Consider the following 16192-nt stretch of genomic DNA (forward strand, 5'->3'; position numbering starts at 1 on the left):
TGGATACTTCAATTTCATCAGCCATTTTTAATTCTCACCCCCTCGTCACATGTAATTTCTTATGAAGTCATCCGAAGCAGTCGCTTGCTCTTCATCCGCTTTGTCCAAACCGTTATATCGTTTATGTACTGCCCATAAGGAGATCAATTTTCTTAACGTACAACACCAAAAAACCGTCTCTTGCATCTCCAAGAGTACGGTTCCGATATAGTAGAGCCAATCCCAATCCAAGCCTTTATCTGCTTCGGTATTAGTCGCTACTTTGTTTTTATGTTTATCAGGATCAGGCAACGCTAGTTCTAGAGCCTGTAATATCTGTTTTTTTAATGTATCTCTGTTGGTTAGATCGACTAACAATTCTAAGTTTTCAATCGGCACTACCTCTTCATGAGCTAGCCCGAGTTGTAAAATGTGAGGAATATTATCATCGTTAAAGTGGAGTGCTTGCATGGCTTTGTTGATTGATCCGTATGTTTTGTCAAATTCATAGAATGAACTGAGGTCAAATAGCAGATGTTTAGTTCCGTTTAATTCAATTGGGGTTTTCTCGGCTTTCATTATTCAGCCCTCCAAGCATTAAAAAGAGAGTCGATATAATCGACTCCCTGTGGTGTTACCATGTCGTTAAAGGTGATCTCTTCCAAGTGTTATCTGCAATGCAAACATAAATAAAGTTTGCATCCCAACAGATATCGCCAGTCTTGCCAGTGTCGATTGCACTAATGGGAGAGTGTGACTTACGGATTCTAATACTGTTGTCACCAGATATGTCCAATGTTGCCGATGTTTCGAGGATTTGAACGTTTTTCTCCACCCCATCCGCGCTAACAAATACGACTTGGTCTTCCCAAAAGATTGCTGCCGGATCTCCCCCGGGTGTCTTGCCTGTCCATAGCTCGATTGGTTGGATACCATCCCAGTAAAAATGGACTTCATACCATGCCCAATCAGTAGATATTTGTCCAGCTGAAAGCTGTAATACTGCTTCTACCGCGCTATCTTTTGATACCTTAAAGGGGTCAACGTTTTGAACGACAATTGCAAAATTTTTGTAACTTAGATCTGTAGATCCGGACTTTTTCAGCCTACATCTCACTGTGTACTGTCCCGCCTTATTACCAAGAAGATTCTCGATGACTTTACCTGTTGTACCTCCGTAAGTAGCCTTACTGTTGCCCGTTGCATGAAGTACAAATTTAACACATCTTCCACCGGTTGCCCCTACTTGTGTATCGTCATAACTCCCACCAAACCCGCTATTAAGAACTAGGTTCTTAGCTTCGACAATTTGGCGTATTCGCGGGCTTGTAGTAATTTCGTTTCGCGGTGTAACTAACCCTCGGAGTGGGACTGACGTATATCTGCTCATTATTAATCGCCTTCCCTCCTAATTAAGTTGCGATATACGAGATTCCTTCACCACCAACTGATGCATTGATGAATATTAAATTCGCGTTGTTTACAGTGAGAGTTATCGCGCTGTCTGCTTTAAGCTTTGCACCGTACGAAGTTGAGAGCACGCCTGTTCCACCAATAAAAATATCACCGGTGTTTATATCCTTAGCGATGATCGTTACCTCACGACATGGTAAGGTTGGTAGTTGTACGGCGGTACCCGCAGCGGCAACGCTCACTAGTCCATGTTTTAACTGGTGACTGCCTACAGGGGTTACAAAAGGAGCTCCATCCCTGCCCTGTGCGTAGTTATATTTATTAGTTGCTATATCGTAGTACTGTGGAGCTATTGTGCCATCCTTTGTTTTCACTAATGATTCAGTTTCACCTGACATCTTATCCCCTCCCTAAATATTAGGCGGCGTATATAGCCGCCTTGGTTGTTTGATACGGCTTCCCTGCAAGTAGATTAGATAGAGATCGGTTGCAGTGGAGATAGGAAAGCCGTTAAGGGTTTGGGATTTCAGAAGGTACCGTAGTAAACCACGATGCAATCAGAGATGCGCTTGCAACGTCAGCACTATCAGCACGAAATCTCCAATTACCATCGAATAAACGTTTCAAGAAGACACCATTGATCGTTGGTGTTTGGTATGTTGGTGTCCCTTCCTTTGTCTTCGCTTCAGAACTCGGCAAACTAAATTTACCTTTGAGCAACCAAGTGTAAAGGAACGTCCCATCTGACATGCTTATTCTGTAACCTAGTGCAACCTCTGGTGCTTGGTCATCAGCATTATCGACCAACAATCCGTTAGCACTTAGCGTTGATCCTAACAACTCAGCTTGTGTAGCGAATGGAATATCAGCTACTCCAATAGCGACAGCTATTTCGCCAAGCGCATTAGTTGTAAGGATAGGTCCGTCATTCCCAAATAGTGTTGCTGAATTCACTGATGGGGTAACATTTGCAGTTATCGCAGGTAACATTAATTTTGGTGTTCCGTATGTGGCCCCTGTTTTGTCATCTTTAATTAGAAGGGCATAATAAATATCTTGTAAACCGACTGGCGTAGCTATGTTTTGTCTTGGCAAATCAATCAACTCCCATATTTTATAGTTTTGTATCGTAAAACTTTGTGGTACGTTTTTGTTTCTTTTTCGAACAGGTCATTAGAACCGGAACGTGTGAATCCGATTTCTTCCATGGTTTTATTGACCTCTTGAGCGATGGGTCCAGTGTTACCTGGTGTCCATATGTCAACTTGGAAATGGATCTCGCTATTTAGCGCAACATCACTTGCATAAAGTTTGTCAAAGTTGACGAGTTCAAAAAATGTAATGTAAGTAAGCTTTAATGCATCCGGTGATACTTCAGGCCAAACATATTTACCGCCCAACAGCAAAACAAGCGCCGAATTATTTCTCAGCGCTTGCGTTATGGTGGGTTTAAGATCAATTAACATTACTGCATCCCCTTTCTAAATTCTGCCGAAAGGAATTGGGATACGCGACTTTTGTTTTCATGGAAGCTTGGGTAAATGAAGGGACGGGCTGAATGGTTCTTCGTTCCATACTCGTCAAAGTGAGCTCTCCATTTCGTCTTATTGCCTGGACCGATTGTTACAAATCGTAGTCCATCCTCTCGCCTTACAGGGCTAACATTAATGTCATCCCTCATATGGAGATGGTCAATTGAACTAACAGAAACCTTTTCTCGTTGTCCCTCAGCGAAGATTTCCCCACCTTCACGCAATCCTTGATTCTCCAAACGAAAAATGCCTGAATTCATCTTTCTACGGATGGACTCAAGCATTTGATCAACACCTTGTAATTCAACGCCGCTACCCATTGGTTACCTCTATAGCCATTAGGTGTGTTTCTGTTCGGTCATCAAATACATCATCTAACGGTACTGTTATCTCGTAGATCCGATTGTCCTTCAGGTCGAGAAGGCGCATGTCAGAGGTAATCCCTGCTCGGTAACGGATTTTATATCGCACCGTTTTTTCAGCTTGAGCAGCAGCGGCCTCAAAGAATTCACGTCCTCGTAATGGTTCGCGTGAAGCCCATACGGTAGCAACTTCTTCCCATGGCGGGTTGGTTATTGGATACCCCGCTGCATCCTCGGAAAGGCCTTTTTTTTGGATTGTGATTCGTCTGTTCAGCTTTCCGGCATTCAATTTAGGCTTATACCTGTGTGGTTGCATTCGGCTCACCTTCTGCCACGTTAGATTCAAGTGCTTTTCCTAGGTTCAGATTGTTGATTTGAGTCAGGAAGTTCGTATAAAAGTATTCTAGTGCGTCGTTGTAGGCATAGCGCGAACGTTCAAAAACAAGCTCTTTGAATACTTCGTGAGTTTGAATGTCGTAGTCTCCACAAATCCTAGTTAGATCCTCGTTTGAAGCTTTAAGGATTCGTAATAGGTTTTCACCCTCGTCACCATCTAAGTGCATACGGTCCTCAAATTCCTTAACGATTGCTGGAGTGATTTCAGTCATCTAAATCACTCCTTCACTTTTGGGACTTTTTTTACTTCCTCGATATAAATTTCTTCGTATTTATTGTTCTTGGTAGACAATTCGTCAAGACGTGCTTTAGTAGCCTTTTCACCTTGTTTTGGGTAATCATCTCCAACGTTATAAACGTACCCATCATGGTTTTTCTCCCTGAACCTACGTACTACTTTGTACATGATCATCACCTCCTAGAAATAAGACACCCCATAATTAAGGGGTATCTGTAGTTATGTTTAACGTATAGATAGCAACGACTTTATTATCACGAGGTTTACCGAATGCGAACGTCTTTGCAATATGAACGTTGCAATCTTCAAGTGCTAACGTCTCTTTGTATTCAGTAACCTCTACACCGCCTCCGCGGTATGCATCGTAACGATCTTTTACGAACGCCACCACTTCACCAGCAGTTGCGAATACAGAAGGAATAATAGTGAAATCGAATGGCACGTTTGTGATATAAGCTCCTGCGGCATTTCGCGTGGTGAATTTAGCCCGAACTTTCCATGAATCGGAAGGATTAATCAGTAGTACGATTTTTCCATCTACATTCAATGGCTTTCCATTTTGTTTAATTGATAACAATTCACCGATTTCAGCAAATTCTTCAATGATTTTTGCATCATTCGCTAATGTCATTACTCCTGCAGCAACTTTTTTAGCATGACCATTCGTTGGATCAACAGCGGCAGCCAAGTCGCGAATCAAACCAATTGGCTGGTGTTTCACTGGACCAGCTCCGTTGATTACCGCACTTTCAAGTGCAACAGCATATGTCTCGGTGATTTGTGCACGTACGTAAGCCTCGATCCATTTAGGACCAAACTTTTTAAGGTCTTTCGGAAGCACCACAAAGGCTGTAAGTTTAGATTGTGCAATACTTTCTTGTTTGAATGCAGCGTCAAGTTGACCTTTAATGTCACCGAAGATAGGACCCCAAACAGCAGCACCTTCATACTCAGACGTGATGGCCGTTAATGTTATAGTGCCGAGGTTTTGGAAGTTAATAACTGATAGCAAAGGATGCTCAGTAGTTAGGTCCTCATAGATACGCTCAACGATTGTTTCTGGCAATATTAAATCGTCTTTAAATCCTTCAGATTGCACTACTGAGTTGTAAAATTTGCTCTCTTCTGCTGTTAAAACATTTGCGCCACGATTGGCCAGTACCACATTATCAAAATTTGCATTAGCTACTTGATTCGTGATTTGTGTTGTCAGTGATGTTACAAGCGAATCCTGCATCGCTACCCACGCTTTTTCTACTTCTTCCGGCGTTGAAACTTCGTTTTTCACTACGTTTGCATAGTTCAACTTTGCTGTTTCGTAAGCATCTGTGTGTTGGTTTAATTTTATTGTCATTTTCCATGACCTCCATTAATTTTAATTAAAAAAGAACCCTACGCTTTTTCACCGTGTTAAGTGGTGCGGGCGCTGGTTCTTGATTTTGGTTTTTGTGCTGTTCAAATTCAGTTTGTAAACTAGTTAGTTGCGTTTTTAGTTGGGCAATCTCATCATCTTTGTTGCTCGCAGCAGTCGAGGTGGCGAAACCATTTTCAATCGCCTTTTGTGCGCTGAACCATGTTTCGTCATCAACCATTTTACGGATTTCTTCACGACTAACATTTGCTTTAGTCATGTAGATGTCGATGATTCCTTCTTCTAGTTGCTCGAGTACATCTGCTTCTTTTCTCATGTCTCGCTTAGTTCCCCAAACGACAGTAGATGCTTCATGAATCATAATCATAGAACCAAGTCCCATAACCACCTCATCAGCAGCAAGAGGGAATAATGAAGCGGCAGAACAAGCCCAACCATCAACACGAATAGTAACTTTGGCGTTATGTTTTTCTTTATGGTTAATTAAGCGATTGAAGATCGCTATACCGTCTGTTGCATCGCCCCCAGGAGAATTTAGGTGAATCAAAATATCGCCTGTAGTATTTTTCAACGCTTCGTCAATATCGGTAGCTGATATCGAATCCTCCCACCACGAATTACCGATAACACCATAGATTGTTAACTCAGTTGTGTTCGTAGCTTCAATGTGACGTGATTCGAACTTGCGTTCAATCTTTTCTAGTTGATTAACATACGTCTGATTCTTAAACGATTTGAAAAAATCTTGCTTCGTCATATTACGCATTCTCTTCTTCACCCCCTTTCGAAGCTCTTTCATAGTTCTTCGTTAACACATATTCATCCAATGCTGGATTCTCCACTCGTTCATACCCCAACATGAATCGGATATCATTGCCGCTAAAAGTTCCGCTGCCGACTAACTTGTCCACTGCTACAGCGACCTCAAGTGGATTTAATTCAGCTACACCGCGAACTTCGATGCGCTTTCCTTTTAAATATTCCGATTTTTCAATGATTTTAGCGTTTAATTCATCTTTAATTTTCTTGATCAGTGGAGCTGCACAAAATTTGATATAAGCCTTTATAGCCGTTTCGTACTCTGCCATATCCCCATGGATCAAGCTATTTGGGATGCCTAAGATATTCGCTACATCATTGGTTAAATCACGTTTCAACTTCGTCAGTTCATCCACTGACTTGCCGTTGTTTGACCCGTCGTTTACTTCGGTGTACTCGAATCCTTTAAGTTTAGGAACTAGAGCCACTGCGTTTTTCTTGAAAGCCGTAAATAATTTATCAATGAATTTTTGAAGTTTGGCCATGTTTCCTTCGTCTAGTGATTGCGTTGCATCAAGACTAACAACACCGCGGACCTGATTGCTCAGTTTTTGCGATTCCATCATTCGCGTAAATAGGTCTGAGTAGTCCTCAAAAGCACTATTCAAGAATTGTGACAACTTCTCATTGTTGTACGTCAGATATATGACCTCATCCATCCTAAAGGATCGGGTGAACCTATAATTCTTCACAACTACATCCTTGAAGATATCGGGATATACTGCAAATTCCTCACGGTAGTAACTATCAGCAATTAGTAAATTGTTGTCATCTGTCAGTATTACAAGCACTTCATTGTCATCGATCAACCTGTATACGAATCGTTGCCAAAAGTCTGCGGAAGATTGATCTGTGTTAGGTCTGACATTCAATAAATAATCCCAATCGTTCTTAATTCGTTTCTTATCCTGCATGATTCTGAATTCACATTGACTAATCGTTCGACCAATGAAATTGATGTTCGTTTCAAGCGCGATCTTTTTGAGATAATCACGAGTTGAAACTTCGTCAAGCAAGTCAAGATCGTAATTATTGCTTATCTCACTGTTACGTTTCCAAACGCCATCCAGAAAACCCATTCTCTTATTCACCCCCTCTTTAGAAGTTCAATAGTTCAAGCGCTCCTAGTGCGTCCTCTAAAGTGTCCTCGCTCAGCTCTTCAATTCGATACAGTCCGCAAACCAATGCTTGGAAACCATCTGTTTTCCTTCGTATCGGCTCCTTCTTGCCGTACACCTTATTTCCGTCTCTTTTGATTGTTACCAGTACATTATTGGTGTACCAGCGCATTAATGGGTTATCCCCCCACACAAACATACCCTTAGAAAAATACATCTCCACACGAGGTGCTAATAGCCCGTGAATCGCTTCTGGTCTTCGGATCACTTCAACCTCAAAACCAACAGCTTCAAGCATAGGTTTTAGCATTTCCATCCGGTAGTTATCGCCTATAATTTTCGTGATGTAATATTTCAATCTCATGGTGACAAACCAATTGACAATGTGTTCCATATTGATCATTTCCTCATCCAAGACGGTCAACAAGCCTTTGCTTTCCCATTCTCGGATAGGAGCAAACTTTTGCGTCTTCTCTACTTCCCTCATGGAGTAACCGTAGTATTTATCGACGAACTCCTTTCTTGTGTAGGAATGAGAAATGAAAGGTACTTTTCCGTCATGCTTAAATACCAACCCAACTGAAGCAAAGTCCCTGATCTGAGCAAAGTCGATACACCCAATACACTCTTTACCTTCAAGGTTAGGAAGAGGTTGATTCGTGCCGGAGATTTCTTCCCACTTGGCAACCGATCGTTCCAAGTCAGTCAATGGCAAGTTCATCCGTTTAGTCATAAACTCTTCACGGTTGGATGGATCATCTGCTAAATCTTCATATTCTTCTTTAATGGTGTCGAATAAGCCTTGTGCATATTCATTTCGCGGCTCACTTAACATCGGGTTAGAGAGTTCCCAATTGTCCGGATCGTCCACTTCATTCTCATTGTTCAGTTTGCAGATAAAAGGAAAAACAGCGTTGGAACGAGCTTCGCCTTTTAATACCTTCTGAGCTTTTTCCTTGAACTTGTCCAAGAAACCTTCACGCACGTATCCATCCGTACCGATATAAAACTCTCGCGGATTCTTTTTCTTACCTAAACCCGAAATATGAACTCGCACGTCTTTGTTGGTTTCAAAATAGTGAATTTCATCAAACACTACAGCACCGTCACGCAAGCCATCCTTCGTGTTTCCGTTTGAAGTACGGAATTTAAAAATGCTGTCCGTTATTTTGGACAGCACTTGCATTGCTGTAGGTTTAAAATGTTTTAGAAGTGTGGGTTCGCGCTTGATGGTTTTTGCAGCTTCTTCAACAGATGTCTTAGCTTGTTCTTCTGAGTTAGCAATGACGGATATGTTGTACTCTCGTATGCCATGTAGTTCACTTATCAAGAAATGACATACAACCGTAATAAGCCCGTTCTTACCTCCACCTCGCCCCATCATCCAAAGAAATTTACGGTAAAACACCCGACTATTGTCTTTGAAAAACAAAAAAACGAAAGCAATTAAGAACTTTTGGAATGGCTGCAGTGGGAAATACCACTTTTCAGCAAACTTGATACAGTTCTCAATCATTTCGTTATCGAAATATAGATCGTCACGAGATAGCACATCTCGTTCAAGGTAATCAATTAATAGAACACGTTCTTCATTAAACTTAACTTTGCCCTCTCGATAAAGAGCGATATAGCCATCTACATACTTCTGTTTTAACATGCTAGATCAAATCGCTTTTACTTTTATCTGATCCGTTGGTGTTTATTTCACCACTGCCAATAGGAACATCCAAGCCCAAATCTTTACCGAGAGCAATCAACGAACTGTTAACCTTATTCTTTTCGGCGATAGCTGGATTCGGTTTGGTGAATTCCTGAGATCCGTTAATTGTCGTGATCATAATGCCGTGGTCTTTGATAGCGCCATCAAGTGAATAGTAAATTTCAACCAAGTTAATATAGCGGTCAATCTTCTCAAGTTGTACTTTTTTCTTTTTATCGATCCGCTTAAGCAGCTCACTCTTTAACGCTTTGATCTTCTTCTCATCCATCCCTACCCCCCCTATCGCGCAATAACTTCAAAAAAACTCGACAGAACACCCCTCCCCGGTCATTTAGATTTTTCATAATCGTTGAAATATTTTGACGGGGGGTGTTACCATTTTTCATCCATCCATTTTCCTTGACTGTCTTCAGGTACTCGACCATGTACAACGTTGTGATGGTATAAACATAGAGTAATTGTGTTATCCAACACCAATGCCAACTCTGGGTGATCTTCTATCTCCTTGATGTGATGTACATTTAATTCAATGCTCTTACGTTCTCCATCAACCTTTTCTGAGTCTAGATGTATCTGTCCAAGCTTCTTACACTCTTGGCATTCATAGTTGTCTCTCTTCAATGCTTGATGTCTTATACCATCCTTGCCTGTCCATTCTGCTCCATTGTAGAACTTCTTCTTTTGTTCTAGAGTTTTGTATTCAGCCACGCTATCGCCTCATACTACTTTGTTACTTCCCTATTGAATGTAATCTCTCCAATGGATCCTACATACTTGTCTATGTGCTTGATGCATGCGTTGTGTATGCCATCCCCTGTGTCGTCACGTGTTAACCATTCATAGGAGATTGATACCTTACCTTGTATGTCTTCCCCTTTGTATGTAACAACAGGTACGCTGTCTATGTCTTGTACAGTTATGGTTAGTAGTGGATCTTTGGTCTTGCTTCTTGTATATCTCTTCACTCCTTCATTTAGATACAAATCAGCGCTTCCTATTGCATAGCACCACTTGCCACACTCAATACAGGCCAGTCCATCTACTCCAATGCGTATATCCTCACGGCTCACGATAAACCTATGCTTATCAACGCATCTAAACAATATGTCACCCTTCACATTAATCACTCCTCCAACTCCATTATCACTATTGGAATCCCATCGTTATATAAGGTAACCGTTCTAAGTTCTGGCACATATCCCTTCCTTGCATTCCATAGAGACATGTTCTTCCGTGTATCATCCTCTGTGGTGTATATGTTATCCATTGGGATCACCCTTTCGCTATCGCCTGAACTCTAACAACGCTGTTCCAATGTTGATTGTCTTTCCGTTATCCATGTTCACACATTGTACGTTGGATGCTTCTATATACTTTCTGGACATGATCTTATTAACTTCATGCATAGCGCCAGTGCTGTTTGTGTATCCACCTATCCACGCACTTGTAACACTCTCTATATCTTTCAGTCTACGTTGATCAGCATTATCCATTAAGCCCACCTTCTCCCTCAACCTTTAACCTCAACGCATCCATTCGTTCTTTGATCTGCTGTTGTATCTCAGTTTCCTGCCTTGCTGCCTTAGCATGATCAGCATGAGGATTGGCGAACTTCTGTTGCACTCTCCTGATCTTAGCCTGTAACCGCCTTACCCCAATGTCAGAATAGAACGCTGCATACTTGTGATTGCAATGAGTGCAGGCAAAGTATATCTTGTCTACTCCGTTACCTATCCGTTCAGTTGTGAATTGATCTACTGTGAACTGTTGGTTACATCCTGCATCACATGTTGTTGTTTGTGGGTTGCTCATGATCACCCTTCCTTCCCTTGTACCGCTTGCCATTCAATATCCCCTACCTTAAAGCTCATCGAACGATCGAGTAACTTCTTGTGAATCGCAATCCCTTTATCCACACCGATGATGTCGCACTTCATTAGGCATAATAGTAACCTTCTACATATACGATATCTAAGAGTTACTTTGATTCTGACGTTAGCCATTAATTGTTCAGCTTCCACTTCATTTCACCATCCTTTCTTATATCCAGTCACATAAGCGAGTGACTAACGCAGATAGTTTGATCACCTTAATCCTTTCTGCACATGACGTGCTGTGGATTGAACTGATGTCTATTGCTTCATATATCTGAACCTAAACCACCATGCGTCACACTTGCTTAGTAGTTTAGCTATAAGTGTTGGATTTAGCATCTCACGACTTCTCTTGTTGTCTTTAAGCAATGCATCAATCGAATGTTTATTTAAGTAGTCATCAGAGTAAAACATTGGTGTGTCCCCATACATTTTGTAATACTTTTGTTCACTCATGTCTTGCCCTAGTAATTCCCATTGTCTTAGATGTTGTAGATACACTTTTTCGTTAACAGGTTGTATGTTTAGTTTCTTCATCTTCTCCTGTACGTTCATGTCTATCACCATCCTTTATGTAATATAAAAAAAGCACCCACAATGTGAGCGCTTGATGTGTCCTATTTATTCATTATCCAGCATTAAAATTTTTATGTATCACACCTTCTTCACCATCTACCTGTACCTCTTTAACTGTTGTGTATTCATCACTAAAGTCATCACTTAATTTCATAGCTATCTCTAATGCTCTATTTTCATCTTCCGCTCTAACGATTACTGATTCATATTCATCATATGCGTAGTGTTCTCTAATTACTAAATACAATTTCATACGTATCACCTCGCATAGATAATAACATTTGTAATAACAAAAGGCACCAAGTCCATAGACCTGATGCCTTATCTGTTTATGTGGGCAAGGATTTGCACCTTGCATATCATGCACACCTTGATTATGACCCGATGCATGATTACTCCGTCTGAGTCTTGGGCCGAGTTTATTTAGCGTCTACCTATTCCGCCACCACATCTTATATCATCCCCTATTCAATGTATTAGCACAATATATCGATAGGTTGTAGGGAATGGATTGGAATTTCACCAACGGCATATTAAGTCGGTTACAAGCCTCTTCATCACTGGCTTGACCGCTTTAGAGTTGAGATATTCATATCTCTTTGGTGTCCAATCTCATTTACCCACAATTACATTATATATCGCTTATCTCCTAATTCCCTGCCAACTTCCTGCCAATATCCTGCCAAGATTTATGGCGAGGTATCTTCGTACTGCGTATTAACCTTCTTTCTCCATATTGCTCTTTTTTCTTTGCTTGAACTCCAAAGTCGTAAAGAATATACTCAATCAAACTAGACAAACGATCAGAAAACATAAATGAAATTCGGAAATGGTTTCCGATCTATAATTTGATCTCCTTCTCCTTCTTGTATATTAGCAACTATATTATCGAGTTAAACAACTTCGACAAAAAGTTAGCTATTGCTACACTAATTGAATCTATCTTTTTACAAAATCTAGCAATACTAATATACTAATGTTAGTATTTGTAAACAAATGCTAATATTCCCTGGAGGTGGCAAATCATGAAAAAGAACTTTGGCAAGGTTGTTAAGTTATTTGCAGTTCCTTTTTTAGCTCTAAGTGTTGTGATTAGTGGAGCCCCCGTTTATGCAGCTCAAGATAAGACAGATCAAATTGATTCTATGACAGGATCTAGTACAGTTTCTTTCGAATACATTAAAGAGAAAGCGCTTAAAGAAGGCAAGGCATTAGATATCAATAAATACGAAGAAGAGTTAAGTAAATCGATGGAATTGAATCCTACTCAACGCTCTCTACAAAATCAAGATTTACTTAAAGATTATGTTGTTTATAGCGAGACAGTATATCCTAACGGCAATCCAGAAATAGGTAGTAGAGCAGTGTCAGGTGATACAAGAATAACTGACAAATTAACCTATGGTGCACAAACGGTGTATAATGATACGGCTGGAGATCTGCAAGTTTTAGCAAAGAAGGCGTTTGAGTTTGCCGTGGGTATGACCCATCCATATGTGGGTATTTTCCAGTCAGTTCTTGGTCTTGTTGTCAACCCGCCTGAATATACATCATATAACAGTACCATCACACGCTCTCTTCTCGATTACGTAATAATTACCAGGGTAGTCGAAGTGTATAGAAACGGTATCTGGGAACCTATGGCAACTTCAACAAAGAAAAATACATCCGCTCAGTTAAACGTTGTTTATTACAAAGGCACTGTTCGTTACACACCATCAAATTTAAATATAGGCCAAATATCAGGGCAAGCTGCAGAATATTTTTATGATACAGCTAAACTTACATCTTTAGCAAAAAGCACCACCTCTCCATTATATTATTCATATAACTATGGTGCTATTGTTAAAGTAACCCCATATTTCCCATTCTAGAATTTATTTAGAGAGGGCTAGGAGGTGACTCTTGGCTCTCTCTCTTCAAAAAAAGGAAGGTGAAATTTAATGAAAAACAGTCCTTTGCTTAAAACTCTTATTATAGTTATTTGGTCTCTTACACTCATAAGTTGTACCGATTCTAAGAAAGAGATTAATATCAAAAATGCAGCATTTATATATGGAAGCGAAACAGAAAAAATTATAGAGGTATCAATGAAAGGTGAGTATGACACTAAAGATCACAATTTCATCGGATCTCTGGTTATTGGAGATGAAATTAAGCTTGAAAATGTACTCTTTTCTTCTGGAACAGGATTAATCAGCTACATCAAAACATCAAGATCTTATCTTGGCCAAATCTTTTTTGATTATCAAAGTCTGAAATTTACTATTGAAATTACAGATCAGGATCTTTATCACAAACTAACCAAATCAAACAATGATGGAAATAAGAAGATCACTATCACTTCACCTGCTAAAAATATTGAAGAAGCAAAGCGAATTAATAAGGAGCTAAAAGACATAAAGCTTCCTTTTGAGAAATAGTTTGAGTGTCCACCTATTTTCTCATTTCTTCTTCTCCTGTGACACAGTTTGTGTCTACTATTCAATAATTACCTCTAATCTCAAGGCAAAGGCTAATTCGCTCATGGCTTCTTTTTTCAATCTATAGTAAGTCCTTTCGGACAGGTTAAGGTTGAGCCACACATTTAAATCAGACACCTCAGGATCGGTCATGTATCTTTCCGTTATGATTCGTTGTTGTGGATGTTTTAACCAACTAACAGCTAACGTCACGCGGTCATAGGTGTTCTTCGATCTATCTTCTCCGTCTATGTTGTGAATAGCTATATTCTCCGTTTGTTTGGAGACGGTGCGCGCTGAATTTGTGCCACCTTCTTTGAGGTCATAACTTGGAGTCGTGACTGCTTCTCTGCGTATAAATCCCAATCTTTTATATAAAAATGCCGTTTTCAACTCTTTTTCCAGTTTAGTAAAGGTTGCGTCCTCGTCTATGGTCATACCTGGGAAAGCGATTTGAAATACTTCATTATCCATGTGGTCACCCCATTAAATCGAATATGCTCATTTGACCTTCTTTGTCCACATCTCCGGCATCTTGAATCAATCCTTGATCTATCATCCATTGTGGAGCTTCATATCGTTTATCTTCCCATATTGGTTCACCTGATCTGCTACGTGCTGGGTTCTTAGCTTCTGCTTTATCTGTCCAGACCCAAAAGGTTTTAGCTTTTACCGTTTCACTCATGCTCTGGACCCCACGGAGTTGGCTTCTTGGTACCCGTGCACCTTTTTACCACAGATCGGACAGTACTTAGGTGGTATATCCTTGTGTATCACCGTTTTGGATAGCCGAGCACCCTTTTTATCATCAAATGTATAGGGTCTGATTGTGATGTTAATATTCACACTTGTTTGAACCTCTGCATCCCTGCGGTTCTGGCGACTACTCTTGGAATGTTGGTTGGCTAGTTCCTTTAGGCATTTACACATTACCGTTATCCTCCCTTACATACCTTTTCGCGTATCTAAGTTGTTGGGCAATGTATGGATCATCTTGTTTACCACCCATAGCTAACCAGTCGCCTATACGTCGATTTATATCTTGTAAAGGTTCAAAAGGTATTAGGTGAGAAATCTTGAGTAGTTCATCCATTGGATTCAATGTTTGTATCCTCCCTATCTAAGGGATAAAGGGTTGAAATAGCGTGTCTAGCAGTCACATAACAGTTATCAAGATGCTTTGATATTCCATCATGCTTGGAATACTCAATTATCTCTTGCAATGCTTTATTTGCTCTATTCACTTGTTCCCTAAGCTCCGCTATCACATTAGACTGAGTAAGATACTTTTGCTCTGCTCCGTTCCATTGACATGTCCAACGTGCGTTATCTTCTGCGAGTTGTTTTGCTTGTTTGTTTAAATCAATGATTCGATTATCTTTTAATGCGATGATGTGAATGAGTTCCATATCTGCTTGCCAGTCTCTTGGGTCTCTACTCATTAGGGATCAATCCTCACCTTCGTTATGCTCAGCGATTAGGTTTGTTTCAAGGTGTATGTTTGTCCTATCCTCGATGCGCTCAATTACCTTATCCTCGTAATCAACCGTGAAGTGCGTGCCTGACAGTATAATTTGTTCTGCGTAATGATTGATTTCTATTTTGTCGATTAACACTAAGGCGCAATCGGCTTTTGTTTGTCTGAAGAATCTTTGATCCGGTTCAAGGTTGATTACAATGTTTTCAAATGTCTGTCGTTTATCCATTACTCTCTACCCTCCAATTCATTCACTTTATCCGTGAGTTCATTGACCTTATCCGCAAGCTCGTTGCAAAACTTCGCTAAGGCAGCCACGTCTTCACGAGAATTGTGAAAGAATCCTCCATCATTAGACGGTCTGAAACGTTTTGTTATTTTCTTGATCATTTTCTTCTTCCTCTCAGGAATATTTATTGGAATAATTTACGGAATAATTTACAGAGATTTTGACAAGTATCCTTTACACTCCTTTTAGGTAGGGAGAGAGGTTATACTATCCCTTTAATTGCTTTATACGGCTTGGGCCTGTGCGGTCGATTCGAAGGATTACTTATAACCCGCATCCGTGCTGCGCTTTATCTTCGCACTACTACATAACAGCTTTATTTGTCTTTATAGTGCTTGTACAATTCAATAGCATTTACAAGAGCATCTTCTTTGTTATCGTATTCGATAAGACCGCTCTCAGTTGTCTCGTCAGGGAAATGACATAACTCTCCTCTGAACATAGCTTGTGGATGATAAACAGTTCTTGTAGATTTCTTATCCTTAGTTAGATAAGTCTGTTTTTTTGCTCTATATGATTGTGCTGACATTTAACATACCTCCTTCGTATAATGTGTCTTTTGCGC

31 protein-coding genes are annotated in these 16192 nt (G+C 40.3%); 2 read left to right on the forward strand and 29 right to left on the reverse strand.

Annotated features, from left to right (window positions below):
* Positions 1–45 precede the first annotated feature (45 nt).
* From PBAT_RS24590 to PBAT_RS02250, 21 genes are all read right to left on the reverse strand, one after another.
* Positions 46–558: a hypothetical protein gene (locus PBAT_RS24590; RefSeq protein WP_084402763.1), complete on the reverse strand. Its 513-nt coding sequence runs from the start codon at positions 556–558 to the stop codon at positions 46–48.
* 55 nt (positions 559–613) lie between these two features.
* On the reverse strand, positions 614–1369 hold the full coding sequence (locus tag PBAT_RS02160) for a hypothetical protein (protein WP_068646085.1): 756 nt from the start codon (positions 1367–1369) through the stop codon (positions 614–616).
* A gap of 22 nt (positions 1370–1391) precedes the next feature.
* Positions 1392–1790, reverse strand: a complete 399-nt coding sequence (locus PBAT_RS02165) for a hypothetical protein (protein ID WP_068646086.1) — start codon at positions 1788–1790, stop codon at positions 1392–1394.
* A gap of 112 nt (positions 1791–1902) precedes the next feature.
* Positions 1903–2487 carry a major tail protein gene (locus tag PBAT_RS02170; protein WP_246168305.1) on the reverse strand — a complete coding sequence of 195 codons (585 nt, stop codon included), beginning with the start codon at positions 2485–2487 and terminating at the stop codon, positions 1903–1905.
* Between the two features lie 5 nt (positions 2488–2492).
* Positions 2493–2858, reverse strand: a complete 366-nt coding sequence (gene gp17, locus PBAT_RS02175) for a tail completion protein gp17 (RefSeq protein WP_068646087.1) — start codon at positions 2856–2858, stop codon at positions 2493–2495.
* Positions 2858–3244 carry an HK97-gp10 family putative phage morphogenesis protein gene (locus PBAT_RS02180; protein ID WP_068646088.1) on the reverse strand — a complete coding sequence of 129 codons (387 nt, stop codon included), beginning with the start codon at positions 3242–3244 and terminating at the stop codon, positions 2858–2860. Before PBAT_RS02180 ends, gp17 begins: the two co-directional genes overlap by 1 nt.
* Positions 3237–3602, reverse strand: a complete 366-nt coding sequence (locus PBAT_RS02185; protein WP_084402765.1) for a phage head closure protein — start codon at positions 3600–3602, stop codon at positions 3237–3239. The genes PBAT_RS02180 and PBAT_RS02185 overlap by 8 nt, the downstream gene beginning before the upstream one ends.
* Complete coding sequence (locus PBAT_RS02190) at positions 3583–3894, reverse strand: hypothetical protein (RefSeq protein ID WP_068646089.1); 312 nt, start codon at positions 3892–3894, stop codon at positions 3583–3585. Before PBAT_RS02190 ends, PBAT_RS02185 begins: the two co-directional genes overlap by 20 nt.
* A 5-nt stretch (positions 3895–3899) precedes the next feature.
* Positions 3900–4088, reverse strand: a complete 189-nt coding sequence (locus PBAT_RS02195) for a hypothetical protein (protein ID WP_084402766.1) — start codon at positions 4086–4088, stop codon at positions 3900–3902.
* A 34-nt stretch (positions 4089–4122) separates the two neighbouring features.
* A complete protein-coding gene (locus tag PBAT_RS02200) occupies positions 4123–5157 on the reverse strand; it encodes a phage major capsid protein (RefSeq protein WP_169810075.1) in 1035 nt (344 codons plus the stop codon).
* A 142-nt stretch (positions 5158–5299) separates the two neighbouring features.
* Positions 5300–6058, reverse strand: coding sequence for a head maturation protease, ClpP-related (locus PBAT_RS02205; RefSeq protein ID WP_068646092.1), 759 nt, complete (start codon positions 6056–6058; stop codon positions 5300–5302).
* Positions 6051–7202 carry a phage portal protein gene (locus PBAT_RS02210; RefSeq protein WP_338060037.1) on the reverse strand — a complete coding sequence of 384 codons (1152 nt, stop codon included), beginning with the start codon at positions 7200–7202 and terminating at the stop codon, positions 6051–6053. Before PBAT_RS02210 ends, PBAT_RS02205 begins: the two co-directional genes overlap by 8 nt.
* Positions 7203–7209: 7 nt before the next feature.
* Positions 7210–8886, reverse strand: a complete 1677-nt coding sequence (locus tag PBAT_RS02215; protein WP_068646094.1) for a terminase TerL endonuclease subunit — start codon at positions 8884–8886, stop codon at positions 7210–7212.
* Between the two features lies 1 nt (position 8887).
* Positions 8888–9217, reverse strand: coding sequence for a P27 family phage terminase small subunit (locus tag PBAT_RS02220; protein WP_068646095.1), 330 nt, complete (start codon positions 9215–9217; stop codon positions 8888–8890).
* Positions 9218–9321: 104 nt separating this feature from the next.
* Positions 9322–9657, reverse strand: a complete 336-nt coding sequence (locus PBAT_RS02225; protein WP_068646096.1) for an HNH endonuclease — start codon at positions 9655–9657, stop codon at positions 9322–9324.
* A gap of 14 nt (positions 9658–9671) precedes the next feature.
* Positions 9672–10019, reverse strand: coding sequence for a hypothetical protein (locus PBAT_RS02230; RefSeq protein ID WP_157091288.1), 348 nt, complete (start codon positions 10017–10019; stop codon positions 9672–9674).
* Between the two features lie 213 nt (positions 10020–10232).
* On the reverse strand, positions 10233–10442 hold the full coding sequence (locus PBAT_RS02235; protein WP_068646099.1) for a hypothetical protein: 210 nt from the start codon (positions 10440–10442) through the stop codon (positions 10233–10235).
* A complete protein-coding gene (locus tag PBAT_RS02240; protein ID WP_068646101.1) occupies positions 10435–10761 on the reverse strand; it encodes a hypothetical protein in 327 nt (108 codons plus the stop codon). Before PBAT_RS02240 ends, PBAT_RS02235 begins: the two co-directional genes overlap by 8 nt.
* Before the next feature lie 2 nt (positions 10762–10763).
* Positions 10764–10970 (reverse strand): hypothetical protein, encoded by a 207-nt coding sequence (locus PBAT_RS25100; RefSeq protein ID WP_157091289.1) that lies wholly within the window; start codon positions 10968–10970, stop codon positions 10764–10766.
* Between the two features lie 111 nt (positions 10971–11081).
* Entirely contained in the window at positions 11082–11378 is a 297-nt protein-coding gene (locus PBAT_RS02245) for a hypothetical protein (protein ID WP_068646102.1), read from the reverse strand.
* Between the two features lie 73 nt (positions 11379–11451).
* Positions 11452–11652, reverse strand: coding sequence for a hypothetical protein (locus tag PBAT_RS02250; RefSeq protein ID WP_149466232.1), 201 nt, complete (start codon positions 11650–11652; stop codon positions 11452–11454).
* Between the two features lie 772 nt (positions 11653–12424).
* Here PBAT_RS02250 and PBAT_RS02255 point away from each other — a divergent pair.
* Both PBAT_RS02255 and PBAT_RS02260 read left to right on the forward strand, forming a co-directional pair.
* Complete coding sequence (locus tag PBAT_RS02255) at positions 12425–13273, forward strand: hypothetical protein (protein WP_068646107.1); 849 nt, start codon at positions 12425–12427, stop codon at positions 13271–13273.
* Positions 13274–13342: 69 nt separating this feature from the next.
* A complete protein-coding gene (locus PBAT_RS02260; RefSeq protein ID WP_068646109.1) occupies positions 13343–13822 on the forward strand; it encodes a hypothetical protein in 480 nt (159 codons plus the stop codon).
* A 57-nt stretch (positions 13823–13879) separates the two neighbouring features.
* Here PBAT_RS02260 and PBAT_RS02265 read toward each other — a convergent pair whose 3' ends face one another.
* The 8 genes from PBAT_RS02265 to PBAT_RS02295 form a co-directional block, all read right to left on the reverse strand.
* Positions 13880–14335 (reverse strand): ArpU family phage packaging/lysis transcriptional regulator, encoded by a 456-nt coding sequence (locus tag PBAT_RS02265; protein WP_068646111.1) that lies wholly within the window; start codon positions 14333–14335, stop codon positions 13880–13882.
* A gap of 4 nt (positions 14336–14339) precedes the next feature.
* A complete protein-coding gene (locus PBAT_RS02270) occupies positions 14340–14546 on the reverse strand; it encodes a hypothetical protein (RefSeq protein ID WP_068646113.1) in 207 nt (68 codons plus the stop codon).
* Entirely contained in the window at positions 14543–14791 is a 249-nt protein-coding gene (locus PBAT_RS02275) for a hypothetical protein (protein ID WP_068646115.1), read from the reverse strand. Before PBAT_RS02275 ends, PBAT_RS02270 begins: the two co-directional genes overlap by 4 nt.
* Positions 14784–14954 (reverse strand): DUF6877 family protein, encoded by a 171-nt coding sequence (locus tag PBAT_RS02280; protein WP_338045679.1) that lies wholly within the window; start codon positions 14952–14954, stop codon positions 14784–14786. The genes PBAT_RS02275 and PBAT_RS02280 overlap by 8 nt, the downstream gene beginning before the upstream one ends.
* A complete protein-coding gene (locus PBAT_RS02285; RefSeq protein WP_068646120.1) occupies positions 14947–15303 on the reverse strand; it encodes a hypothetical protein in 357 nt (118 codons plus the stop codon). The genes PBAT_RS02280 and PBAT_RS02285 overlap by 8 nt, the downstream gene beginning before the upstream one ends.
* 6 nt (positions 15304–15309) lie before the next feature.
* The gene (locus tag PBAT_RS02290; RefSeq protein WP_068646122.1) at positions 15310–15567 is read right to left on the reverse strand and encodes a hypothetical protein; all 258 of its coding nucleotides are present in this window, start codon (positions 15565–15567) and stop codon (positions 15310–15312) included.
* Positions 15567–15728 (reverse strand): hypothetical protein, encoded by a 162-nt coding sequence (locus PBAT_RS25105; RefSeq protein ID WP_157091290.1) that lies wholly within the window; start codon positions 15726–15728, stop codon positions 15567–15569. The genes PBAT_RS02290 and PBAT_RS25105 overlap by 1 nt, the downstream gene beginning before the upstream one ends.
* 215 nt (positions 15729–15943) lie before the next feature.
* Positions 15944–16156, reverse strand: a complete 213-nt coding sequence (locus tag PBAT_RS02295) for a hypothetical protein (protein ID WP_068646124.1) — start codon at positions 16154–16156, stop codon at positions 15944–15946.
* Between the last annotated feature and the right edge of the window lie 36 nt (positions 16157–16192).

The organism is Paenibacillus antarcticus, from assembly GCF_001637225.1.
Taxonomy (GTDB): domain Bacteria; phylum Bacillota; class Bacilli; order Paenibacillales; family Paenibacillaceae; genus Paenibacillus_AQ; species Paenibacillus_AQ antarcticus.